The organism is Acinetobacter sp. NigerLNRRAM0016, assembly GCF_054112845.1.
This window is the reverse complement of record NZ_JBSYVT010000002.1, coordinates 199,842-224,409: the sequence shown is the minus strand read 5'-3', so window position 1 is coordinate 224,409 and position 24,568 is coordinate 199,842. Positions and strand designations below refer to the sequence as shown.

The window sequence follows — 24,568 nt, the reverse complement described above, 5'->3', positions numbered from 1 at the left end:
ATATCACCCAAAAAAACATTAGCAATCTGATTTATGGGTGATGTTCAATATTGAACTAACTCTAGTTGCTTACCGATATTTCGCAGGAACTTTATTTTAGAGGGTAGAAAATACAAGATATCCTATCGGCTGTTAGTTGAGCAATTCATACTCAACACAGTCATTTCTATTGCTGAACCCAATTTTCACCATCCCAAACAGCAGTCTTACCACCTACCTTTGAAATTGTACCCACCGCTCGTTGTGGAGGATTCCCTTGTGGCGTATCAACAAATTGCCGTGTCTGAGTATCAAACAAACGTTGCGGTTGAGTGAGTGTTCCTCCAGCTTTGTCATCCCATTCCTGACCACCACCCACAGTCATATAACGGTCTTTACCAGTATCTGCTTTATTACCTGCATAACGATTAATTTTTTCCTGAATTGATTTACGATCTTCATCCGATTTCGCAGAATCATATTGTTCATACAATTTCTCTAATCGTGCTGAGTTACGAATGCCAAAACCTTTTTCAGTGGCATTAAGATTAAATTCTCGATTCGCTAAATCATTGGTTGCTTGGAATTTTTGTGCATCAAAGCCTAAATTTGCATTAAATCGGTTATTAGTACCTTGCTCACCTAGTTCCGTACGATAGTTCTGTCCAGCTTGTCCCATGGCTTCACGCTGTAAAGCAGCAACGTTGTTCGCATCGGTGGTATAACGCTGATTAGCACGATTATCTTCACCTTGTTGTAGATCGGATAAAGTACGGACTTGATTAGCCGTTAATCCTCTTGCCCCTGCAACCGGTGTAATTGCTGCACGAATTACAGCTTGACGTTCTGCTTCCTGCGCTTCATTACGTTGAGGTGCTTGTACTGGATTATTGCCATAACCTCGCATACCCAAGCCTAAATTCATTTCGCGTTGAGCAATTGCATTTTGAATCTGTTGTTCAGTTGGTCCCATTTCTTGAGTATTGGCAAATAAATTTGCTACCCCACGCGGGTCATTCGCTGGCTCAACTTTGAATCCTAGTCTTTCACCCTCTCTAATGCCATTTGCACGCGCTTGGGCTGCTGCACTAGGATTAGCATAGCTAAAGCTGTTTCCTTTTTGCTGAATAGCATAAGGATCAGAGTTCTGTACAGAGTTTGATGGAGTCTGAGCTTCAGGCTGTGTTTGTGTAGTAGGTGGTGTTTTATTATTACCAAATGGATTGTTTACAACAGTATTTGGCTTATTTTGTTTGGTATTAAATTCAGGTTGAGCTGCCTTTGCTTCACTTGCAATACGTTGTTTATCAGCATAAAAGCGTCCAGCTTGTCCAAAAGTTAAGGCATTACCCAAATCTGATGCATAACCTAATCCTCTGATACCGAAGTCTTTAGCAAATCCTTTTGCTGTACCTAAATCTTCAGGTGACTGATCACCAAAACCAAAACGTTCTCGATAATCCTCACTTGGTGTAGCAGCATTTGCAAATAGAGAGGATGCAGCACCTAAATAACCAACACCTTTTACAAGCTTGCTATTGTTGACAAAGTTTCTTATACCTCCGCCACCCCCCCCACCTTGTGTTGGTGCTGGATTACTTGGACTTGCCGATGGTGAGCTGGTTGTTGAAGGTGTAGTTGATGTTGCTGGAAGTTGACGATTAATTGGTGTTACATCACGCATTTGTGGCCCACCAACTCTATTTTGTTGTGCACGACGAATATCATCTGCACTTGGGTAGGCACTTGGTACCAGTCCACCATTTGCAAAAAATAACTCAGGTTTATTTTGACCAGGTTTAAAACCCAATTGAGGTTGATCAACAGGCATGTGCGTCTGATCCTTCATGGCATTAAGTGTTTGCACACCAACTGAATGAACTTGGTCAGGCGAGAGTTGGAACTCACCGTTACTGAGATTAACTGGTGTGGGACTCCCCATATTTTTTAAATTATTGGTACCAATCTGCTGAGTAGAATCAGCAGGCATAATATAGCTACCTGCTGGAACATTTTTTTTAATATCATCAGAAGTGCCAGTACCTGCACCTTGAATTAGTCCATTTTCATCTTGCTTTGAACGTTTTTTTAAGCCGTACATGACACTTATTCCAATATAAATATCATGTATATTTAATCAATACAGGCTGTAAGCGTTAGCCTTACAGGGTTAGTAGCTATAGTTGTGGCTTTCACTCTTGGATTCAGATTCACTTGCGCTATAAGACAATGAACTTGAACCGCTTCCGCTGATACTTGCCGACACGTGCATGGCTGACATGGCACCTGCGGCAAGCTGGGTATTGAACTGTGCAATGCCTTTCATGCTTTCCGCTGCAAGTTCTGCCTTCTTAATTGCGTGACTGAGATCAACTTCATATTTTTTGATCTGCATTTCAGCATATGCCAGGTTGGTGCGGATATTCATATCGGCATAACGTGCCTGGGTTTCAGCATTTGCAACACCTGTACGCATTTTCATGTCTGCAAATCTGGCTTGAGTATCCGCATAAGCCAGATTAGTACGCAAATTCAAGTCAGCATATTTAGCCTGGGTATCTGCATTGGCCAGGGCCACACGTGTACGAGATTCAATATAGCGGTTGTAAATGTCGCTGTTGGCAATCGTGGTGCGTAGTGACAGATCTGCATAGCGAGAATGCGCTTCGGATACCGCAATAGAAGTACGTGAGCGCATATCGGCAAATCGTGCCAGGGTATCTGAATTAGCAATCCCGACCCGGATTTTCATTTCAGCATACTTAGACAAGGCATCGGCCAGGGCAATCCGTGTGCGTGAATTGGATTCAACCAGATTACCTTGCGCATTCATCTTCTCAATGGACAATTGAATCTGTGACTTCATAGCGTCCAGGTTGGCTGAATACGCTTCGGTTTCAAGCTGCAGTTTTTTGGTCTGCGCTTCCATTGAAGCCCGGTAGGATTCGGTATTGGCCTGGAACTCTGTAATTTTGACCCGAGCTGCTTCCAGTTTCATATCGCCTTCTTTTAGCTTGATATTGGCTTTAGACGATAAACCTTCAATGGTCGACGCATAAGTACGTGCTAAAGATTCATAAGCCTGGACCTTGGTACCTTCGGCCTTAATCTGTGAATCAAACAGATCAACCTTGATTCGTTCTGCCCCGACCTGCTCACTGTAGGCTTGCACTTCGGTTTTATAAGCGTCAAAGTGACTTTTCACCAGGTCAGCACGTGCTGTGGCTCCCTGGATCAAGGCTTTATACACGTCGACGTTGGACATAACCGCATCAATCTTGGCCTTGAAGATTTCAACTGTCTGTTGGTTGATCTGACCAATCGCCACCTGTGCTTCCACCTGGGAACGGAATGCGGTGATTTTAGCAATGGTGCCTTCAATCTTAGTCTTGTATACATCGATCATCGACTTGAATGCGTCATTTCGTGCATTAAAGATCGAGATCTGTGCATTAAATAGACTGATTTTGCTTTCAACCTGGAACTTGGCTGCATCCATGACGTTACCGACATAGGCCAACCAGAGATCTTGCTTTAACCGTTCCAGGGCAATGCCTTGTTCGGTGAGGTAACGGATATGCTCAAGCTGCTTTTCAAACGACTGAATCATTATGTCCCGATTCAGATCAGCACTTTTTAAACGTGCATCATCCCGGATGGCATCGATCTGCTTCTGTGTCGATCCTTGTGGCAAGCTATAACCGCGACTAGCCCACTGATCAATCACTTCCTGTACGGCGCGTTCTGTTTCACGGCTATTGCGTTCACGTGCACGATTAAATAGTGCTGTTTCAATTTCGGCAGGTAATCCACTACCGGAAGCAGCACCTTTCATCCAGGCACGAATTTCAGCGACTAAAGGCTGAATTGCGCTGTCCTTGTTGTAACTTTGATAGTCCGTTGCGGCAATCGCCTGGGCCTGGTGCATAATGCTATCAATATCGCTAGGTAGCTCCACACTAAATTCAGGTGGCAATTCATCGAATACCGGTAAGGATTCTGGCTCATATACTGGTAATGTAATCGCTTGAAGCTCTCCAATTTCAGGCAACACAATTTCAGGTGCGTCAGGGATTTCTACACTGCCAATATCAATATCTGGTCGCACTGGCAAATCAAAATTATCCAGGCTTGGCAATGTTGGAAAGTTTAAGATCGGATTTTCAGGTGCTTCCGGTAAATTCAGATCAGATAGGTCCAGACCACCTAAAAGTTCTGACACATCCACTGACTGCGAATCACGATGTACATCCAGGCCACTTAAAGTCAGGGATGGTAAGGTGCCAATTTCGATATTGGTATCGATTTCAGGCAGGGTGAAATTGGTGAGTTCTGACGGAATCTCAATATCATTTTGCATGATCGGTGCATCAGGCAGATTGATTTCCAGATTAGGAATTGCCGGTGCAGTCATGGCTGTAGGTCTTTCAATATCCAGATCCAGGATATGCGGTACTGGTGCAGTGACATTCAGTTCAGGTGCGTCCGGTGTTTCAATGTTTAGAAATTCTGCATTCTCAGGACGTGGCAGATCCGGCACACTGTCCACGGCATCCACAGTGACACCGGCCAGGGTCGTCATGGCATTGCTCATTTCACCGAGTAACTGATTACTACGCCCCTCAAAATATTTCATCTTGTCTTGGACTTCGGAAATCGCCTGGTCAACGACATTCAGTGTTGGAATAATCATGGTTAAATTCTCCGTTTTGTTTTGGTAATGTTCACAACCATGTCGTTAATGTAGGCTGTAGATCCTTCAATATTGACTGAAAATTCAAAATGCCGACCACGTATGCCACGGCCAAAGACCACCCGACCATTGGTTAAGTAGTCGCTTGGTTCTTTTCTGAGGACATAGTTAAATGTTTGTTGGTAGCCTGTTTGAGTGGTTCCCACATCGACCGACAATTGACCGTCCAGGCTATATTCCAGGATCATACTTTCAGGATGGACTAAGCCACCATCGCCTAGATCTAATCTTGCTGTCTTGATCTGTGCAGCGACTACGCCGGAACCTTGTTTAAGTTCTTCAATACCGGTAGCGGTTACGCCATAAAGCTGGCCATCAATCACAATCAATTCTTCATAAGGGAAATCATAGTAGCGGCTCATGTTCCAACCATCGGCCGTTGTGGTCCATGCTCCGATAATTTCTCTACCGTCGTGGTATTCATCATCCAGGAATAACAACTCGGTCACACTTGAGGTTGCACGTTTAATGCCGTCAATGGATTCTGAAAAACTTAAACTGGATTCTGCCAGGCTTCGCACCATCCGTTGCCCCGATACCTGATCTGAAAACACCAGGCTTTCAACCACCAGTTCAATGGTGCCGGATAGCTTTTTAAACTCATCCGATATTCTGAATGAATCCTCAACCGTATCCCGAACAAGCCGCACAACGCTATCACGCAACTTGAAGCTGTCTGATACCTGACTATGCACAAGGTTATATTGCTCAAGCTCTTGGCCAAGACCTAAAGTTTCAACAATCAGGGTTTTTAATTTGTCACGTGTGCTATCTGACAGGACCAGGCTTTCTTCAATCAGATCACTGGAACGTGACAGGGCATGTAGGCTATCGCTTAATTTCAGCCGATCACTGATACTTTGGAATGCAGTTTTATAGGTGAAATGTGCATCAGCGACTTTAAACGGCTCAATATGCACCGCCTTATAGGTCGCTTTCTCAATTTCTCCCAGGCCAAGATCCTCAGTGATTAGTTCAGATTGTTTTACAAAACCATGATCAGCTAGGATAAAGACTTCTTCAATCAGTTGAAATTTTCGTACAGAGTGGATCACCTGATCAGCGAAACCAAGCTCACTGTCTAATCGTCCTTTACGGCGTGATAAATCCTCATCCCCAAGCCGGATGATTTCCTCTACATTATGTCGAACTTTGCTAAGTATGGTTTCAGTGAAAGAAAAGTTTTCAATATCACCCGACCTTACTTTTCCAAAAGCATCGGAACTTAATACGATTGTTTCCTGAGTATCATCACGATAATTACTCATTGATCACCCCGATAAAATGGTAAGCCTTGCTATGATTGACTAGGTTGGAATAGCCTGTGTATTTAAAAAAGCCGGATTCATTGGTTTCACTAATATTGGCATACTTAGCATCACCTAGAAAAACCTTACTACTTGTACGCTCCATACCATATCCAAGATCATCCGGTGAAGGTCGGAAGTAACGTGATTCTGGTGCTTTTGTAGATAGCGTGATAATGCGATCATTCACAACCCATTTAAGATTGCCTACACTTTCAGCATCCTTTCTAGTGGAGTTGCTATATTCATTGACTGTAGGTGGACCGCCACCACCGTCACTTTGCCAGGTATTCGCATCGGGATGAATCAGCCAGGTATAGTCTGCAGGTAAGCCGGTAATCCATGGACCATTATCAGCAAAGTCTGAATACTCAGTCGGGTTATATTCATGAATCTCTACCCAAACTGGGTTACCGTCTTTCGGATAGGGTACGCCAGTCTGCTTATGTAATGGCGTGTTCCAGGCAAAGACAAAATCATAAGTCCAGAATCTATAGAAGTTCGGATCAGTGACTGCACCCAGACTGAGAGATTCACCAAAATCCTTTTGACCTGTAACACCGGATCTAGCGTGAACGACACAGCTTGTATTAAACATCGGCACAAGTATGGCTAGTTCAAATGACCTATTAGATGTGGTTTCAGTCTTGGTTAAATGGGTGTAATAGCGGTTACGCCATAATGTTCCCTGCATAGCGAAATAGTGCAGAAAGGAGAAATAAGGCTGACTGTCATAGCCCTGGTCCATTCCCTTAATAGTGGTATATCGTTCTGTTGGTGCAACCTCATCACGATCATCAATATCGGTCAGATAGAAATTACCCTCAATCCTGGATTTCCCAAAGGTTTCGTTCATATACCAGGAACCCACCGTCATATATTCTTCAAAATCGGTTTCGACCTGCTTGGTAAATGTTTCTTCACGGTAAAAGTATTTCACCACTTTCAATGAATCATCATCGTAATAGGCATACATGATGGTGTCACAGTTGGCTGAAACACCTGGATGAAGCGGTGTGAAATCAAAGGATACACAAAGCCCTAAGCTGTATTCTGGAAATTTTATTTCAGGTTGATTGGCGCGTTTATTCGGGTGATATAGTTTCCCGGTATAGAGTTTATGCACACGTCCAGTATGTGCTGCAATAGGTTGGCATTGGTAGTCCTCCCAATAACTCACCTCTGCACTGGCATTGCCGCTATAGCTACGTGCTCTATCTAGTAATTCTGTTTGTGTGATGTTGCGCAGTTTAAAGCGTAATGATCTGGCCATTGAACTATCACCACGTAAACCACCAGTGATACCTGTTAGATAATTTCCTAAAAGCTGCTTATCTGAATCATTGAGTTCATCACTTAATTTTACGGCATCAACGCCATAGTGCTTATCTGTTCCAATCAGATTCAAAGACAGACGAAAGGTCGAGCACTCAATCAAGCCACGATCATCGTACCGGTATCCAGTATTGTAAGCCGCATTGCCACGACTGTTGAAAGACCAGCCGCAAGCAGTAAACATGGCAATATGAGAATGAAAATCCGCTGTATCGCATATCTCGATAATTACACCGGCACGTACCCATTGCTGAAATTCAACTGGATCTTCAGGAAAACTTTCTCCAGAAGGAAATGCCTTAAATGTTTCAAGAACCGCAATCAGCTCATTATCTGACACCTGGTTGTAAATATATTCGTGAAATACTGGATCAGCCGTTAAAGGGATGATAGGTAAAGGCATTACCCATACTTTACTATCTATCTGGATCAGCCACGGCTTACCTTCATTATCAAAAGCGACGTTATGACTTTTGGTCCATCTATAATCGTATTGAAAGGTTCCATCTGCAGGTGGCAAACCTGAATACCCAGGCAAGCGCACGTCTTTATATTTTTCCCATAACTCGAAGCGTAGCTTTTCAGGCAATGTAAAACTTATACGTTCAAGATCATCTTCCGGTAACTGGTCGAAGTCCTGACGACCATAACCACCGACAAACTGTATGACTTTGGCCATGTTGCCACGGTACCATCCTGGATTCTGGCCAAAGTATTGCGTGTATTTAGTGACTTCACCAGAAGATACAAACTCAGGAAACTTGTTGTTTGCCAAAATGGTGAAGCGTTCCAATTCAAGCGTCTTGGCAAGTTTACGTTCAAGCTGACGTTCGAGCCGGTTTTTACATTGTTCAGTGATCTGGATAGCAACTTTTTCACCACGACGTACAGCTGCTTTTTCAATCATCCCACTAAAGAACATCGGGATATATTCTTTTACCAGGCCATCATGGATAAACTTAAATTTTTCTGGCTCTTGTTTGTCTGCAATGACACGAAACAGACCGCCGACATGCTGAACAATGAAGTAGCCACCATCAGGAAGATCATAAACCTGCTTTAAGTTTTCGAGTTGAGCTGCTTCTTTATAGGTAAGAAAGCGATGAATCACTGAATTGATACGTGCAGTATCTTGATCAGTGAGTTCACCGCTGATTACATGCAGCCCATAAGGAATAGGGCCAGTCATGTTTTACACCGTTGCGCTTAGACGATAACCAATTTCATAAACGTCACCATTCTGGAAGGTACGCGCTACGGCATACTTACTTGCAGAAACGAGCGTACCAGTGGTGCCACCCTTGGTTGAGTTAGTCAGTAATGCCGCACCAGTCACAGTTAAGGTTCCTGATGTTGCAATGGTCAGTTGTGCTGCTGCTGCCATGTTATCAATTGAATTACCATTGGTGTCTACAGGCACCCATTCAGGACGTGTAGCATTGGTATACCCTTCGGTACCGCTAACAATTTCACTGGCTACTGCTGCAAAGTTTGCTGCTGTCCATGTTGGTGCAGGTGCAGTGCTACCACTAAATAAAGCCAGGTAGTATTTTGCAGTTTTTGCCTTAGCACCTAATGCCACATTCAGGATATGTGCAATCCCCTCATTGACTACCAGGTTTTCATTGCGCTGCCATTCACCACCATTGACACGATCAAAGTATTCCCCCTTAAAGCTGATACCACCTAGCTTATTGAAAGTAATCTGATTGCCTTCTTCGGTGTATTCACCACGTTCTAATGCACCTAACAGTGCAGCTTGATTAATTTTTTCCATTGTCATGACCGGATTAGTTAAACCAGTCCTTACTGTAGAACAGTGACAATTCGATCATCAAACCTTACAGACTGTCCACCTTTGGCGGTGATGCCTTTTAATGTGTTGGCATGTGCTTCAACCAGATTTCCAGATGGTGTACCAATGCAGTAACCATTTTCAGCCAACCACAATACTGATTCTAAACCTGCAGATAACTCTCCAAGCAAATCACTATTTACACGTAAAGCCGTACCAGGCACTGGTGACTTGGCTCCTGTTTGCACTAGGCGCAAATCTCTAACATCCGAGCCACTTAAAAAAATCACACTGTTAGATTGGCCAACCCAAATACCAGATTCTACCGGCTCCACAAAGGTCACACGTTGTGGTAAGGCAATATAATCATAACGCTCATCACATAAATGAAAGTTTAATGCCTGGGAAAAATACAGCATGTTTTTATCTGCGGTCAGCAAGCGTCCACGCCATAACTTTAAAAATTTACCGGTGCGCATCGGTGAAAGGTGTTGAAACTGTGCAGCACGTGTCAGGTCTTTATCACTGCTGATTGTGAAAGTAGCTGTATTGACAGCAACAGCACCCACCTTCAACAGCTCAGATCCGTTACGCTCAGTCATATAAATCACGATCTGGTCAGCATCTTCGCTATAGTTATACGGCAAGATCAACTCAATACCGCCTTCAACATTTAAACTTAGACTTGTTGATAGTCCTGATTCACGACCATCTTTAGACCAGGCAATTGCAACGGTGTATGTTCCATCCAGTAGTGATCCAGTAGATAAACGCGCTATTGGTTCTGGTGGGGTTTCAATCGTCAGCTTAATTACACTTGCACCGTCATATCTATATAGGGAAAGTGTATCGGAGATAATAATAAAATTATTCACGACCAGGTAATTTACACTTCCTTTTAATTCAATGTTTAGGCTTTCGTGTGACCAGTCCACCGGATTGATTTTGACCAACTCACCATTTAATGTGCCAAAGGTATCACCGTGTAATGGACTGACCCATAAATTTTTATATGGTATCTCTGTAGCAATTACACCAGTATCACGCAACTGCAGCCGACCACTTGAACTAATATTGACGTTCACAGCATCACGTAGCTTTACGAAAGGTTCACGACCGAAACTCGACATGCTTTCATCATCTGAAACATTATCAAGACCACGCAATGGAGTTAATCTTTTCATTTTGGAACACCTTTTCTATATTGATCTGAGTTTCCATCAGGTCGAATGTAATGTGTTTTCAAGCGAATATCTGGAACACCATAAACTGCTTGATTGAATGACTGTATTTCAATTGTTTTTGGTTCAATCACTTCAGCCTTCTTAACCAACACAACTTTCAGGCGACCACCAAAAGCACTTATATCCATATCCCCATTGAAACTATCAAAACCTTGCGCATTCACATCACGTACACGTAAACCGATCACTGTTTTTCCGAATACCGAAGCGTCATAACCTGCCGGGATAGTCGGCATTGGTTCGCCTACCCAAAGCCCCTTCGGTTTATATGCCTGGTCGCCATTCAGCTTGGTCCCTAATCGTGATACATCTTCACCGACTGGATATATTTTCCTATGGAAAAAATCGACTTTACTCGAACCGATTACGCTTGCATCAAACCCTCTTACTGACACATATTGAGGACCGCGATAAATCGCCTTGACTATCGCCCCACCAAAACTGGTCATTGGCTTTTCATTGAACTGTATAATCGTTTGCGGAGAACCATCAAGCAGCTGATGCCATCCCATACGAAAGGCATTGATGGATGACACATTGATATAGCGTAAACGTAAATCGACAGTTGGTTGGCCTATGGTTAGACCATTAAATCCATTCGGACGCGCAAAACGGTGTTTATTCGTGACTACTGGTGCACCGAATACTTCAAAACTATTTACATAGTGTCTTTCACCACGTACCGGATGGTTGTTTATCGCCTGCCCAGGTGCCTCCATGACCGCATAAATCGTATGTGGTGATAATCTTGGCATACCTTTGACCGAACTTTGATCACCTAGACTTTGTACCTTGACAGTTCTGTTGCGTAAAATTACTGATGGATTACCAAAGTAAAGATCAAAAATACCTGAATCCAGAATGATGCCATTAGATTGCGCATGATGCTCACCATAGAGCGAAGCGACAAAGCCTTGCGGGAAGATCACATTTCCCTTAAACATCGGTACCGGCACCTGTCGCTCAGGTGGTGCAATACCATCTGCCGTGTAGGTATCTGGCTGAACATCGTTATCGTTTTTCGATACCCAATCCAGGGTAATTATTTGCAAACTATAAGGCGGTGCACCGGTCTTGGTGGCTTTGGTTAAGCCGATACGCATAGTATCAATACCGGATACGGTAATTAATCGGTCACGGTAGCCTATAGAATGCCGGCCAAACAGATCAGACTTAAAGCCATCAATGAAGTAACTTTCTCGATCACGGCGTAAAGATGGGAAGCCAAATTCCTCAGTGACATTGCCACGTTGACGCAATTCCGGTGTGACGTTGCGTACAGCCGGATCACCGAAGTAATGGCGCAACGTCCATCGTGGCGTAATGATATTCCACTTGATGAACAAGGACGGCCCACCAAAACGCATTAAATCAAAGCCAATTGGCTCGATATAGCGCGTATGCAAATCAAATTTAGGCAATGGGATATAAGGTGGATTAATCGAGTAGCGGCTCTCAATATTAAGGTTTCGCACCTTAAACGCTACCATTGGTGTACCTGACCGGAAGGAATCAAACGCACCGACCCAACGGTATTCACGTCGATTGTTGACTACCGTCGCATTACCCCAGGCATCATGCCTTGCTGCAGCTGCCTTGATTACTGCTGCCTTGTTGCGCAGGTTGGCCCATGTGGAAATATGCGGTGCTTCTATTGATTCTGGTCGTACCTGTCGAATACGGTCTGCAATCATGTTTCGGCCAAACACCACATGATCACGACCAGGGACAAGTATTGGACGTGCCTTGTTCTCTGGAAGATGATTCCCGAACCGCTGTACATCAAAGGATTGAACCCTGATTAATCGGTTACGGTTATTAATCGTAGTCCAGTAGCCAAAGCCACCAGGATTCAGGCCGTCATTCGGATCAAAGACCTGATAAACATATTGCAGGCTGTTCCAGACCTTTGCGGTACCGTAGCGATCCGATGCCTGGCTGCCAAAACTGATAAATCCTAAAGGTCGGATCCATCGTTTAAATAGCTCGACCTGGGCCAAGCCGAACTCCTGACCTGATAAACCTAGCGGATATAGGGACTGTCTTTCTGGAATGATACGGCTACCAAATTGTGTCGCTACAAAACCTGCAGGTGCAAGGTGTTGTGTGCCACCAATCTGATGATTACTTTCAAACTCCCGATAGATGCTTGCCGTTACCAGGTAACGCACACGGAACCAGATTTGCGGAGAACCTAGCGCAGCATAATCCAATCCCTTGTGTAGCAATGACCGATTGCCGTGAGTAATTGTTGCAGCACCATATCTAGCCTGGTCCGCACCATTTGGTTTTAAGTTTCTGTAGCGGAACCAGGTACGTGCATCACCAAGGGCCAGATTATCCCGACCAACAGTAAAAATGTATCTACGCTTGTTACTGATAACCGCAGCACCGATCAGCATCGAATCAAATGCTTTAGGGTTTAATTCTGGTGACTTGCTGAACTGATGACGACCAAAGCGTTCCTGTTCCTGGTAGCCAAAGCCGCGAACATTTAAACGTCTTACTCTTTCAGCGATTAAGTGTGAACCAAAAGCCGCTACATCAAAGCCACCAGGAATAAGGGATGGTGTTTTATTACGAATTGCTGTTGATCCAGTCACCAGTGAATCAAAACCGGATAACTGGATATTGATCAGGTTGGAATACAGACTGGTCCAGTCGCTTAAACTGGATTGGTCTATACCAATAGGAGAAATAATGCGACGTGTATTGCGTATTGCAATATCACCAAAGATACCACCGCTGATCTGTCCGGCAAACAATACCTTTTGTGTTGGATCGTAGGCTTTAGGGTAGCCAGATACAAAGCCTTCCACCCAATCTGGTGTGATAAATCGAGGGCTATGCGAAATCCATGCTGTACCGTAGAGGTCATTAGTAAAACCTTTCGGGGATGGGTTACGCTGTACAATTGGATTACCGGCTGCAAAACCTAGTATACCTTTAGGTGCCAGAAAACGTGGAGATACGTTCGGCTGCGGTATTGACTGTGCAGATAAACCGATGGCCTGAACAAACTGGTTCGCTGTGGTATTGACGACCTTTGGTGCAGTAAAGCCACTGGCATTCAGGCCGATTACATTGACGTATTTCACCCCTCCAATTAGGAATGGCGTACCAAATTTTGCACTATCCAGACCATTATATTTTACATATTGGCGTAGGTTATAAATCTTAGCTGAACCAAATTGCTGCGATACAAAAGAGCCTGGAAAGATCTGGCGTGATTTGTTGACAATTGCTGCTGTGCCAAAGCCTTGCGCATTAAATCCAGATAGCCTGGCGACTTGGGTTTTGTTGTAAAGTGTTGCTTCACCAATAGCAGACTGATCAAATCCACCGGGCTTTAAGAACTGGTCGTACTTGAGCACCGTCTGACCAAATTCGGTCATGCGCTCACCGAATGGTGATGTGTGCTGTGTCGCCGGTGCGAAATAGCGATCTACTGTGGCAGCATTCGGATAGGTGGTACGTCCGGTGATGCGTGTTGCAGGTAGCGATTCGTAATCAAAGAACCTTGCCGTGATAGCGTTACTTGTAGGTATTTCAGGTTTAATCTTTTCAGATAAAAAACCTTGCGGCTTAACCAGGAAGTTTAGATGGCGAATCGCTGAAACACCTAAAGCACATCCGTCAAAACCTTCGACCAGGATATATTTTTCTTTAGGCTTGTCGTGCTTAACCGCAGGTGTGCTTAGATAAACAGTACTGGCTGTAATACGAACACTATTTAAACGCTGATAGTCCTCAAATTTTGCAGTTACAGAAGTACTTGCAGGTGCTTGAGCACCTATACCATCTAAAAAGAAACCCTTGGCTTGAACGACTTGTGCTGAATTGTAAATCTCGCCATTTTGACCAAATGATTCAGACGAGGATGGCTGAGATACTTTTATCTTCTTCCAACGAACATCACTGTTAAAAATCGCAGTAATCTGGGTAGAAGGTTTCGATACAGAGGAAGGCAATTCACCTGTAACACCTTCACTGTGTGGTGCAAAATAAATATCAGCCATTCATCGTTACTCAGGTTGCACCCAATCTACAACCACACTGTTTTCCATATCGTTATCAGCCTGAAATAGCACAGTAAGGGGTTCTGATGCCGTCAACAGCGGAAGCTCATAACGCCCATCTACGCCGGACACGGCTTGCCCTTGAATAGCCAAAGTTACACGATTGAGCGCAAAAACCTTACGCTGTACCGGCACATTTAAAGCATCTGTGATAGGTGTGGTATCCTCATTGGAAATTGTGCCACCGATGGGTGGAGAAAAGACAATTGCACCGGGATACCCTGCAGGAATATCAGTAAACACTGTTTTCGCCCAAGTCGTTGTGTCATACGACATGAGATATGGTGTTTGATAAGTACCAACTACCAATTTACTTCCGTCTGGTGAAAAACCACACGCATTTGCAGCATAGCCCGGGTTAGTCGGGATTGTAATTTTAGTCCAGTTGACAGTTTCAAAAACCGAAAGATATGGGTAACTATCATGTGCAACAGCAACCAATGACCCGTCGGGTGAGAAACGTACACAATAAGCTGTACCGAAACCTGTAGCACCCGCAGGTGACATTCGGCTCATATCACTGAGATTGAAAATATATAAACAAGGCGCCTTGTTTGTGGTTACTGCCAGTTTGGTTCCATCAGGAGAATATGCACAACTCTGTGCTGTATCAGCAAGAGCAGGCGATATAGCAGTTTTTTTTGACCAGTCGGTAGTATTGTAAAATGTAAGATAGGGTGTACCTAAATGTGAAACTGCCAATGTTGATCCATCTGGTGAAAAAGCAAGACCGAATGCTGAATTTGTAGGATTACCTCCAGGTAAGACTTTCTTAGACCAATCCCCTGTGTTATATACAGTGAGATAAGGACTACTATCATGCCCTACTGCTAAGTATGAACCGTCTGGAGAAAAAGCAACAGACCGACCAATACCGCTAGGAAAGCCACCTACAAGTGTGATTTTGCTCCAATCAGATGTTCTATAAACATTTATATACGGATACGCATAATTAGCCACAGCAAATAAACTACCATCAGGAGAAAATGCACCTGCCATGTTATTGGAAGCGAAACTTCCAGAATTGGTTAGACCGGCTTGTTGCATTCTCGCTTTAGTTTTCCAGTCATATATCGAAAGGAAATTTGTTGAAGTTGTGCCGCTGCTAGGCACAAATAAAAATGTTCGCTTCATTTCAATTCACCAAATACCGTTTCGTTGTTCCAATAGCCTTTTTTATCGTGCCATTCGCTATATTGATGAAAGAATGTTTGTTCACCATTAGAACGTGACTGATCCTGTACAAAACCAACAATCCATTCCATTACGTTTCCATGATCGCCATAACGACCTGCCGACATCTCCAAAGCAAACATTTGAAATTTGGGTATGTGAATTAGATCATGCCAGGGGATCTTAACTTCATCACTTGCATATACATCGGCTTTAAATCCTTCTACACCCACGGATTGAGTGGGTGGCTTTTGGTTGTTTTCCATACACCACCTAATAAATTAAACCTTAAAGATTTTATTTGTACCGTTATCCCAGGTCACAATAATGTCACCGCCGTTTGGCGTGATCGGTAAGCCGGTTGCGGTGTCAATATATGCAATCAGTGGACTGGTGGCTTCCACACCTGTATCGGCATAAATAATGATGGCTTCAATGGATGCACCTGTAACGGATGTAAAGGTCACATCGGCCGCATCAGCGGCACCACCAGTGGTTGCTTTTGATGTGAGCGTGACCGGACCTGCAATACGTGCTGATGTTGGAATATCAGATAAATATTGGTGTACAGATGTTTGTGGTGTATATGCACCTGTATCAACCAAGATGACCTTAATTGTGTCAGTCATCCAGTTAATCTGTGCTTCTAAAAAACGCTGACGTGCAAAGTCATAGAGTGTGTTTGCCATGTGCTTGAGTCTCCGTAGCTGAATCGGAAGCACTCATGCGCTCATGTTTAATTTCAATGTGATTATCTGCTTCAACACAAATTCGAGCCAATTGTCCTGATTTTTTGATCAATTGAACTTTGGCACCGCCAATGTAAAGCGTATCTTCGGTCTTTAAATCAATTGTACGTTTGCCCATCTTTGTGCATGATTAAATAAAATAAGTAAGATTATTATGTAAAAAACCCCTGAAAAGCTTTAGCCTTACAGGGGTGCTTATGTCACAAGCAAGTCATGGCATGAATGGAATAACGTTATGCGGTATATCCTCACGAGTAATGCGTCGCAAATCACTATCAGGGCGAATACCGAAATAATCTGTAAACTCCTGCTCTGCTAATGCTGAACGATTTGGATCAAAGAATTCCGCATCTGGCACCTTAAACGCTTGGTGTAGTACCCAGTGAATCAATTGAACATGGTGAATTTGGTTAATTTCTGGAACATCGGTATCATTTTTCATTGGCAACAATGGCACACGATAGCCTTCTAATTGCAATTCACCGTTTACATCAGGAATTGGAACAAGGCGAATACCTGTATCATCCTGAATAATGTGTTCAGGTTTACCCTGTTTCACTCGCCAATTCTCACCATCATAATAATGATCAAGTAATTCAGCTGACATTAAAGTCAAGTATTGTCCTTTTGCTCCATCACTCGGCTGGAACCACACTCGAGTCAATTCGTATAACGATTCATGCAACTGATAACGAGACGAACCAATTAATACATTAATCTTACAAACATCATTGTTTTGGGATTCATGCAATAAACGACCACGGATACACGCTTCACTTACGGCATCATTAAGCCAATCAATGACACTGGCATCATCAATAAAATATGGTTCTACTTTATCGTTGGCCAGTGTACGAAAACGGCTGATCAGGTCATTTAGCTGCATTACACAACCCCATATTGATGAATCATTTGAGTAACTGATTCTTTTAATTCATCAAGATTTTTTTGTGGGCTAAGTTTCTGCTCATACTTTTCTAAAGCATATTGAACCAAGCCAGCCTTTGTCATTTTTCCAATCGTTTCAATTTCATCAAGAATTTTATTTTCTTTATCAATTTCTTCTTGCTGTTTTTCTTTAGAGCGATTGAGAATACTTGACGTATCATCATCTAAGCCTTGCTCAGTAGATTCACCAGAAATGGATTCAGGCTCACCATCATAACGAGTAAACTCAGGATGTTTTAAAAACTTGGTTGCCAAATCACTTGGAATTGATCGCACTTGACCTTGTTCAAAGGTTAAAGCTGATTCGTATAAGTGGTCGGTATATAGAGATTTATTTCCAATATACTGAATTGACACACCAGCAGATTTTTGAACAACATTGGTTGGGGTGATTGTCGCTGTATTAATTGCGACATTCTTTTGATGCTCAACCTTTTGGCGTAGATTCACAACTTCCGCACTCAATGCCAAGTAATCTTCAGGATCAGGCAAGTGCTTAACCAAATGAACTGTTGTACGGAATAAATAATCCTTTGCCTTTTGTTCATCTGGTAATTCTTCATAAGGTAAAAAACATGGATGCTCTTTCTTTTCCGCATCCTTGACGTCACCATATTTCCAGCCTTCCGCCTCTTTTTGTTTATACCAGCTTTCATGTGACTGTTCTGGTGTTGCATCTGGATTTGCCAAATGCATTTCTACACCAGCAATCGCACTGTTACGCTGCCAATCTGGCGCATCATCCCATGTTGGTTGGCTGTCATCACCCATAGATTGGCAGTATGCTGCATTAATCGCATGGCACATCATCGCTATTGCAATCGTTTTCATCTTATCACCGTAATAAGTTAAAAAATAAAAAGAATGGTGTAGGCTGTCTAAAACCTACACCATCAAAACATTAACGAGGACCTGTCAATTCACCACTGACAATAACCTTGATGTCGCTTGCCTTGGCATTCGCTGCACCACCAGTGGTTAAAATCAATCGTGCAGCCTTAGGCAAGGTTACCAATTTACCTGTATTAGCACGTAATCGACCTGCTGTTGCAAGATCACCAGCATTGATAAAATATGCTGCATCTTGTGGTACTTCTGTACTATCACCATCAACATATTTAAAGCCAAGTGAACCAGTAACGGTGGCTGTCATACCTGTTTTAATCAGGATTTGAGCATCATCAAGGCGCATACCTTCTGGTAGTTCACCTAAATCGATAACATCACCACTTGCTACTGCAACAGTTGTGTCTGAATCAATTACGGCACCTGAAGCATTCGTGGCAAGAAAAAATGCTAACGATGTAACATTGCCATATGGTGAGAATCCACCAAACTGACCATAACCACTAGGCTTCTTCTTAATTGTCGCCATTTTAAAAATCTCCAAGGATTAGAATAAGATGAGGTATGCCCATAACTGGACATACCCAAAACAATTACTGATTAGCACCAATGATTGGCACAGCGGTATCGACAACAGTTACACCATAGTCGGTAAATTCTGTACGCTCACCAGTATCAACAGCGAAACGGATTTTTGATGTACCACGAATGGCACCGATCAATAATTCCCATTTATCGCCATGATCAAGGTCTTTTTCAGACCAGAAGAAAGGCACACCAGACTTATCACTTGCAGCCATTGCTTCCGCAATTGCTTGTCCACCCAAAATAATTGAACGGTCAACAGCGAAAGTGCTACCAAAACTTGATGGTACGATTAAATCTGATTCAGCTTCACTGTCATACGAAGCACAATATTTAATTGTGTCACCTGCATAGAAACGAATCGGACGTGGCATTTTTCGGATAATAAATCCGTTCCATAAACCCACATCACCTAAGAAAAGCGGATGTTGTTTTGCCTGACTTGCTCGCGCAAATGCAGATGATTGGAAAGAACGGAAACCTGGTTGGGCAGCAAATCTGTTGTACTGTGCTGGCGATACAAGCCATACACGTAATGGTGAATCTTCCGCAGCAACATCACCTTCAAACTTACAAATAGGTGGTGGTAAAGCAATTTGATCCAGAACAGTTTTCATTGAATCAACTGAATCCATTGTAAATAGATCAGTTGTTGCAATATCAAACTCACCTGCATTACTTTTAACGCTCTGCACACCAGAACCATCAACAACATAGTGACGGTTTTTAGTTGGTGCTTTAACACGGTTTACCATGATTTCATTGAAGTTTTTATGATTATCTTTAGGAATAACCCATTCAATGTTGTTATGAGAACCACGTGCACCAGCCATATGCACCAGTAATGACTGATCACAATAGCGATCCATCAAGTTCTGAGCGACTGGACGACCAAGTTTGCGCAAATCAGCTGGGCTACGAATCTGTGACATCACGTTACCCAAATCAACAGGGAAACGAGCTTGGTTCACACGTAGGCGATCTTCATTCAAAGACATCCCCACACCACGACCTTCAGCATACGCACTACCCATAATTGGATATGCACCGACTGGATTTAGTAAGTGGAATGTCACTTCATCACCACGCCCTTTTCCTAAGTCCTGAACACGAACAATAGGCATATGGGATGTGGTTTGTTTACGGAGAGTCGCTTCCGCACCTGCTTCGCCCTTAGGCATTTTCCCAGCCAATAGGTTTAAGGTGCTGTTACGATTCATGTGTGTAGCGAACAGACCTACCGCTTGGGTAACTAAATTGGTCTTATCGCCATAACTTGCGTTAGTTTTAGTAGTCATGTTTCAAATACTCTCATCACGTATGTTTAAACACGTCTATTGAGAAATTGCTCCACTTGGTCGGGTGTCCATCCTTGCATTTCCTCTGCAAGTTGCGCTGGCGACATTGCTGCCAAACGCTCATCACGAGAAACACCAGCAGGACTACCAGCAGGCAAATCACTCAGACTGTTCGGTGGTGGTGTTTGAGCCTGACTCACAGCTTTTTGCGCTACTGCCTTTACTGCATCATTGGCAGGTTGAGCAGCTTGTTGACCTGATTGGGTATTCGACTTATACAATCCTAGAAGTTCTACCACCTGAGCAGCTGAACCTTTATCCAAAACTGTTTCATACGCATCTTTCAGAAAACTTGGTTGTGCATTCTTCCAATCATTAAATTCTTTCGATTCAACAATAGATTCTGCATCTGGGTGTGCTGTAAAGATTTCGTTAAAATGGGCTTGCTCTACACTGACCTGCTGTTGTTGCTGAATTGGAGCTAAAGCAGTTTGTAATTGCTGTTGCACCAAAGTTGAAACCTGTGAATTAACAAGTTTCTGAATACCAGCAGCCAAATCTTTCTCGCTAAAATCCCCAAAGATTGCAGGGTCTACACCCTGATCAATCGCTTGTTGTGCGATATTTGCTTGGTTGTCCTGTGTAGTTGGAGCCTGTCCGTTATCTTTACGTTCCTGTGCATCAGCTTGAAGTTGTGCCAACTGTTGTTGAGCTTCATCAAACTTTTGCTTCCATTCCTTTTCACCGTTACGTGCTTCCACTAACTTGTCATAGGGAATGGTGTGTTTTCCGTCTTTAGCTAAGATCACAGCATTTTCAGCATTTAACTGGCTTTCATCGACCTGTTGTTGCTGTTGTGCTTGTTGTGTATCAGCTGGTTGTTGCGTACCGTCTTGACCTTCAACTTTTGGGGTATTTTCTTCTGTAACTTGGGTAGTTGCTGGCTGACTACCATTTTCCGCATTTGCGGTATCGCCATTTAACGCTTGCTCTAAAAGCTGCGCTGCAAGTTCAGGTGATGCTTTACCACCGTTAGCTTCAATCAACTCATTTTGTTGCTCTGTAATATCCATGTCTGTCCTATCACTTATCGCTGTGACCGCAAAGGCGAATGGCTAGAGTTATCTAGCGTTTAGCTGTTGATTGCTCAACATGAGACAAGTGTCTAGGATTTATATATGATGTCGTTAGCCTTACAGGGGGTAGGATTAATGGCAGAATATTGTGCTCAATGCGCCAAGCAATATGGAATGAGTAATGGGTTTATCAATGAATGTAAGCCGAACTATCTAGCAAATGTTATTTGTGAAGGTTGTGGTGTAATTCAGGTGAATCACAAAGGTGAATGTGTGAGCCATGATTGCGACAATGGAAATCATGCCGTTGAATGGAAAATTAAGAAATAAAAAACCAGCATATTGATGCTGGTTTAAAGGTCTCGAATTCGATAGGTTTAAATCAATTCATCTAATAATGCAGTCATTTTGGTTTCAGCTTTTTTGCGTAATTCTGCACTGATTTTATTATTAGACAGTAACTGTGCCACGAGAAAAGCGTTATCACGTTTGGCATTGAGTTGATAACCATTAGAACTAGCACTACCACATGCTTGGTTATCATTTGTAGGATCGGTGGATTTAACAGCATCACTATATTTAATTTCTAATTCAGGCAATTCAGAAACTATAGGGCTGTCTTGCAACTTCCCAACATCCACACCTTGGCTTGCAAAATGTTCTTGGATTTTAATTTGATGGTTTAATTTTTCTTTCAGCAAATAACCCTCAAGCATCCATACTTTGTTGCGAGCATTTTCAAAGGCAATTTTACGGCCAATCTCTGCATCAAAGTTTTCAGGACTTGCACAAGCTGATTCACCTGTGACTGTAAATCCATTTTTAAGAACTAATACGCAAAATGTTAGCGTACCAAGTACACTATGAAACCCCATAGCATCATAACCATTACAATTATTCCCAACGCCTTGCGCTGCTGTAAAGTAATATTCGTCAACAATAGTGGCATCAATATCAGCAGGCGTTAAACGTGGCGCATTTAAGTTTTTAGATTGAATTTCTTGCTCAATTTGCTGTTCAGTATTTGACATGAACATAATCCTCAATAAAAAGACAGTCGATTGACTGCCTTAGTATCTGTGAACAATTAAAATTACTCTTGCCTTACAGGGGGCATGTTGTCACTGATTCGTTGAGTTTCAATCCCTTGCATACCTGTTGAGCCTTGCTGTGGTACTGGTGGGTTCATTGGGCTGGTGTTCTGTTGCACCTCTGCTAGTCCTTCACTGCCTAACTGCGCCCCTTCACCTTCTAAATATGGTGAACGTACATCACGTGCTGCTGTCTGTTCTGCGGTTGGGAAGTTAGGATCATCACCCATCGGATTAGGACGCTGATAACCTGCACCTTTCATAATCTCGTCAGCAATTGGCGCAATCTGCGGCATCATTGCCACCTGTGAACCACCTTGCATTGCTGAATATGCAGCTTGCACACCAATTTGTACTGAACGTGCGTCTATTTCCTTAATTTCACTTACTGCTTTACGCTCTTTAAGTTCAAGCTCTCGACGTTTTAGATCAATACCAGCATCGGCAAGTGCTTTATCAACAGCTTCTTTAATTTGTTGTTCCACTTGTTCTGGTGTCGGTGCCTGTGTAGCTTGACGAATAGATTCAATAATATCTTTCTTGAATGGAATGTCAGTCAAGGCCATCACATAAGGCAATACTGCAACTTGAACCTCTTGAGGTAAGGATTTAACAATCTCAGACAAGGCATTAAGTTGTTGTTCTCGGAAAGTGCTGGTACTTGGAACATCATCAAGTACAACTTTCAAGCGTGTACGTTGAACATCATTACTAACATAAGGATAACCATGTTCATCAACCTCAGGTTTATTGATAACAACTGTACGATCCTCACGTACCGCATCACCTTCAATAATGATAGTCTGCTGCTGAGTACCCATATCCTCAACGATCATTGATAGTAGCATTTCTCCCATGAGGGTACGTCCCTCACGGAAATTATCCATCATCTTCATTAAAGTTTGATTGGATTGCTCAACTTGAATCTGCTCTTGTTTACCCGAAGTAGCATTACCTTTTTTACCTTGGAACCCAGAAGTAATATTGCTTACTTGCTCAATAGCAGCACGATTATCACTGATCAGTTGGAAATGTTGCTGTGATAATTCATAGTCACGTTTAACATCAAATCTTGCACCAGGTCTAGCCATATGTGCTGCATCCAATACAATATCAGCATCAGGACGTGCAACTTGACGACGTAATTGTTCGTCTGTCATCGCCACTGCACCTTTGGTACGCTCAACACGTGTAACACTCATGCCCCAACGTAGCTTTGAGATACCAGAGTTAATACTGTCTTGACTGTACTTCATGCCACGAACAAAGCCATACGGTATGCCAGTATTATCTTCACGAAACCCAAAAAAAGGCACATAAGGGAAATAATGGTGTGAATATGGCGAAGGACTATCATGTAAAAGGTGTGGTCCAAGCCAATATGAACGGCGCAATTTTGATATGGTAGCCTGCTCTACACGTGCAACACCTTGATAAATTGCTAAGTCATGAGCCATATTATTGGCATCATACTCAACGATACGACCATCACTGAACTTTAAAACTGGTACACGCACCCAACGACGGTACCAAACCTCAGTAACGTTTATCTCTTTAGATGTAGGGTTATACCAGTAGTTTTCACTTATCGTCCATGAACGTGCATCAAGCCAAGCATTTTGTAAGCCTGTACTTGCTCCACCATCCAGCACATCAGGTTGTTGCCACCATGAACCACCATAACGACCAACTGTTTGGATTAGCTCCTTGTGTTCTGGGAAAGCACTCATTAAACGCTTAGGATGAACCCAACGAGTACGACGTAACCAGCGTGCATCAGATAAGTCTGGTTCTGTAGACTTCATATCCCAATGAATTTCATTACGATGAACTACAACACAACGATAAGGATATTTGAATGGGTCTTGCTCACGCTTTACCTCAACCCATCCTAAACCACATGAAATTTGAGGACGAAAAGCATCACTACACGCTTTATCTGCTTTAGATAAGCGTTCAGCTTGATTTAATTTGTAGTTCAAGGCATCAGCAACATCATCACCGCCAGTTTCACCATTGGCTTTTACACGCCAATCAGTACGAGTCTGTAGCTCATAACCCATAATCGACAATAAAGCTGGACTAATTCTGTCCTCTACTGCAGGTGGAATACCGATCTGTTGCATACGGTTAAGCAAATCTGTATCTAATTGATTGCCATCTGCATAATCCATCTCTTTATCTGCGATGTGACGCCAATGAGGTTGTTCCTCAATTTCGTGCATGATCTCCGTTAATTCTTCCAGACTGAGCGTATCATCATCGCTAATCTGCTCACTTGTAGCTGTATCTTCTTGAGTAAACATAGCT

At 43.0% G+C, this 24,568-nt stretch carries 18 protein-coding genes and 1 pseudogene; 1 reads left to right on the top strand and 18 read right to left on the bottom strand.

The genetic code is table 11. The annotated features are described in order from the left end of the window. Window positions 1-166: 166 nt before the first annotated feature. From ACWQ4X_RS02845 to ACWQ4X_RS02770, 16 genes are all read right to left on the bottom strand, one after another. Window positions 167-2,080 (bottom strand): hypothetical protein, encoded by a 1,914-nt coding sequence (locus tag ACWQ4X_RS02845; protein ID WP_457902642.1) that lies wholly within the window; start codon window positions 2,078-2,080, stop codon window positions 167-169. A gap of 69 nt (window positions 2,081-2,149) precedes the next feature. After that, a complete protein-coding gene (locus tag ACWQ4X_RS02840; RefSeq protein ID WP_457902641.1) occupies window positions 2,150-4,672 on the bottom strand; it encodes a hypothetical protein in 2,523 nt (840 codons plus the stop codon). A gap of 2 nt (window positions 4,673-4,674) precedes the next feature. Then, window positions 4,675-6,000, bottom strand: coding sequence for a hypothetical protein (locus ACWQ4X_RS02835; RefSeq protein WP_457902640.1), 1,326 nt, complete (start codon window positions 5,998-6,000; stop codon window positions 4,675-4,677). Next, window positions 5,993-8,563 (bottom strand): hypothetical protein, encoded by a 2,571-nt coding sequence (locus tag ACWQ4X_RS02830; RefSeq protein ID WP_457902639.1) that lies wholly within the window; start codon window positions 8,561-8,563, stop codon window positions 5,993-5,995. Before ACWQ4X_RS02830 ends, ACWQ4X_RS02835 begins: the two co-directional genes overlap by 8 nt. Before the next feature lie 3 nt (window positions 8,564-8,566). Next, window positions 8,567-9,151 carry a hypothetical protein gene (locus tag ACWQ4X_RS02825; protein WP_457902638.1) on the bottom strand — a complete coding sequence of 195 codons (585 nt, stop codon included), beginning with the start codon at window positions 9,149-9,151 and terminating at the stop codon, window positions 8,567-8,569. A gap of 29 nt (window positions 9,152-9,180) precedes the next feature. Next, entirely contained in the window at window positions 9,181-10,353 is a 1,173-nt protein-coding gene (locus tag ACWQ4X_RS02820; RefSeq protein ID WP_457902637.1) for a hypothetical protein, read from the bottom strand. Then, complete coding sequence (locus ACWQ4X_RS02815; RefSeq protein ID WP_457902636.1) at window positions 10,350-14,432, bottom strand: hypothetical protein; 4,083 nt, start codon at window positions 14,430-14,432, stop codon at window positions 10,350-10,352. The genes ACWQ4X_RS02820 and ACWQ4X_RS02815 overlap by 4 nt, the downstream gene beginning before the upstream one ends. 6 nt (window positions 14,433-14,438) lie before the next feature. Continuing rightward, complete coding sequence (locus ACWQ4X_RS02810) at window positions 14,439-15,626, bottom strand: WD40 repeat domain-containing protein (RefSeq protein ID WP_457902635.1); 1,188 nt, start codon at window positions 15,624-15,626, stop codon at window positions 14,439-14,441. Beyond that, window positions 15,623-15,931: a hypothetical protein gene (locus tag ACWQ4X_RS02805; protein ID WP_005221940.1), complete on the bottom strand. Its 309-nt coding sequence runs from the start codon at window positions 15,929-15,931 to the stop codon at window positions 15,623-15,625. The genes ACWQ4X_RS02810 and ACWQ4X_RS02805 overlap by 4 nt, the downstream gene beginning before the upstream one ends. A 15-nt stretch (window positions 15,932-15,946) precedes the next feature. Continuing rightward, the gene (locus ACWQ4X_RS02800; RefSeq protein ID WP_457902634.1) at window positions 15,947-16,354 is read right to left on the bottom strand and encodes a hypothetical protein; all 408 of its coding nucleotides are present in this window, start codon (window positions 16,352-16,354) and stop codon (window positions 15,947-15,949) included. Continuing rightward, window positions 16,335-16,532 (bottom strand): hypothetical protein, encoded by a 198-nt coding sequence (locus tag ACWQ4X_RS02795; RefSeq protein WP_061517827.1) that lies wholly within the window; start codon window positions 16,530-16,532, stop codon window positions 16,335-16,337. Before ACWQ4X_RS02795 ends, ACWQ4X_RS02800 begins: the two co-directional genes overlap by 20 nt. A 93-nt stretch (window positions 16,533-16,625) precedes the next feature. Then, window positions 16,626-17,300: a phage adaptor protein gene (locus ACWQ4X_RS02790; protein ID WP_457902633.1), complete on the bottom strand. Its 675-nt coding sequence runs from the start codon at window positions 17,298-17,300 to the stop codon at window positions 16,626-16,628. Then, window positions 17,300-18,193 carry a RyR domain-containing protein gene (locus ACWQ4X_RS02785; RefSeq protein WP_457902632.1) on the bottom strand — a complete coding sequence of 298 codons (894 nt, stop codon included), beginning with the start codon at window positions 18,191-18,193 and terminating at the stop codon, window positions 17,300-17,302. The genes ACWQ4X_RS02790 and ACWQ4X_RS02785 overlap by 1 nt, the downstream gene beginning before the upstream one ends. Window positions 18,194-18,263: 70 nt before the next feature. Beyond that, window positions 18,264-18,737, bottom strand: coding sequence for a hypothetical protein (locus ACWQ4X_RS02780; RefSeq protein ID WP_457902631.1), 474 nt, complete (start codon window positions 18,735-18,737; stop codon window positions 18,264-18,266). A 64-nt stretch (window positions 18,738-18,801) separates the two neighbouring features. Further along, a complete protein-coding gene (locus ACWQ4X_RS02775; RefSeq protein WP_457902630.1) occupies window positions 18,802-20,091 on the bottom strand; it encodes a phage capsid family protein in 1,290 nt (429 codons plus the stop codon). A gap of 26 nt (window positions 20,092-20,117) precedes the next feature. Continuing rightward, entirely contained in the window at window positions 20,118-21,164 is a 1,047-nt protein-coding gene (locus ACWQ4X_RS02770) for a hypothetical protein (protein ID WP_070152170.1), read from the bottom strand. Between the two features lie 105 nt (window positions 21,165-21,269). Between ACWQ4X_RS02770 and ACWQ4X_RS02765 the strand changes: the two genes are divergently transcribed. Further along, on the top strand, window positions 21,270-21,497 hold the full coding sequence (locus ACWQ4X_RS02765; RefSeq protein WP_227515190.1) for a hypothetical protein: 228 nt from the start codon (window positions 21,270-21,272) through the stop codon (window positions 21,495-21,497). A gap of 338 nt (window positions 21,498-21,835) precedes the next feature. Here the strand turns inward: ACWQ4X_RS02765 and ACWQ4X_RS02760 are convergent. Together ACWQ4X_RS02760 and ACWQ4X_RS02755 are read right to left on the bottom strand one after the other, a co-directional pair. After that, window positions 21,836-22,198 (bottom strand): annotated as a pseudogene (locus ACWQ4X_RS02760) (Gp49 family protein); the annotation flags it as partial. A 62-nt stretch (window positions 22,199-22,260) separates the two neighbouring features. Beyond that, the gene (locus ACWQ4X_RS02755; protein WP_457902629.1) at window positions 22,261-24,564 is read right to left on the bottom strand and encodes a portal protein; all 2,304 of its coding nucleotides are present in this window, start codon (window positions 24,562-24,564) and stop codon (window positions 22,261-22,263) included. Window positions 24,565-24,568: the final 4 nt, after the last annotated feature.

What these genes read in the sequence shown, in the direction of transcription:
- ACWQ4X_RS02815 (WP_457902636.1), bottom strand. Translation starts at nt 14,432, where the DNA reads ATGGCTGATATTTATTTTGCACCACACAGTGAAGGTGTTACAGGTGAA.
- ACWQ4X_RS02805 (WP_005221940.1), bottom strand. Translation starts at nt 15,931, where the DNA reads ATGGAAAACAACCAAAAGCCACCCACTCAATCCGTGGGTGTAGAAGGA.
- ACWQ4X_RS02765 (WP_227515190.1), top strand. Translation starts at nt 21,270, where the DNA reads ATGATGTCGTTAGCCTTACAGGGGGTAGGATTAATGGCAGAATATTGT.
- ACWQ4X_RS02840 (WP_457902641.1), bottom strand. Translation starts at nt 4,672, where the DNA reads ATGATTATTCCAACACTGAATGTCGTTGACCAGGCGATTTCCGAAGTC.
- ACWQ4X_RS02825 (WP_457902638.1), bottom strand. Translation starts at nt 9,151, where the DNA reads ATGGAAAAAATTAATCAAGCTGCACTGTTAGGTGCATTAGAACGTGGT.
- ACWQ4X_RS02775 (WP_457902630.1), bottom strand. Translation starts at nt 20,091, where the DNA reads ATGACTACTAAAACTAACGCAAGTTATGGCGATAAGACCAATTTAGTT.
- ACWQ4X_RS02755 (WP_457902629.1), bottom strand. Translation starts at nt 24,564, where the DNA reads ATGTTTACTCAAGAAGATACAGCTACAAGTGAGCAGATTAGCGATGAT.
- ACWQ4X_RS02770 (WP_070152170.1), bottom strand. Translation starts at nt 21,164, where the DNA reads ATGGATATTACAGAGCAACAAAATGAGTTGATTGAAGCTAACGGTGGT.
- ACWQ4X_RS02800 (WP_457902634.1), bottom strand. Translation starts at nt 16,354, where the DNA reads ATGGCAAACACACTCTATGACTTTGCACGTCAGCGTTTTTTAGAAGCA.
- ACWQ4X_RS02810 (WP_457902635.1), bottom strand. Translation starts at nt 15,626, where the DNA reads ATGAAGCGAACATTTTTATTTGTGCCTAGCAGCGGCACAACTTCAACA.
- ACWQ4X_RS02845 (WP_457902642.1), bottom strand. Translation starts at nt 2,080, where the DNA reads ATGTACGGCTTAAAAAAACGTTCAAAGCAAGATGAAAATGGACTAATT.
- ACWQ4X_RS02780 (WP_457902631.1), bottom strand. Translation starts at nt 18,737, where the DNA reads ATGGCGACAATTAAGAAGAAGCCTAGTGGTTATGGTCAGTTTGGTGGA.
- ACWQ4X_RS02830 (WP_457902639.1), bottom strand. Translation starts at nt 8,563, where the DNA reads ATGACTGGCCCTATTCCTTATGGGCTGCATGTAATCAGCGGTGAACTC.
- ACWQ4X_RS02820 (WP_457902637.1), bottom strand. Translation starts at nt 10,353, where the DNA reads ATGAAAAGATTAACTCCATTGCGTGGTCTTGATAATGTTTCAGATGAT.
- ACWQ4X_RS02795 (WP_061517827.1), bottom strand. Translation starts at nt 16,532, where the DNA reads ATGGGCAAACGTACAATTGATTTAAAGACCGAAGATACGCTTTACATT.
- ACWQ4X_RS02835 (WP_457902640.1), bottom strand. Translation starts at nt 6,000, where the DNA reads ATGAGTAATTATCGTGATGATACTCAGGAAACAATCGTATTAAGTTCC.
- ACWQ4X_RS02790 (WP_457902633.1), bottom strand. Translation starts at nt 17,300, where the DNA reads ATGCAGCTAAATGACCTGATCAGCCGTTTTCGTACACTGGCCAACGAT.
- ACWQ4X_RS02785 (WP_457902632.1), bottom strand. Translation starts at nt 18,193, where the DNA reads ATGAAAACGATTGCAATAGCGATGATGTGCCATGCGATTAATGCAGCA.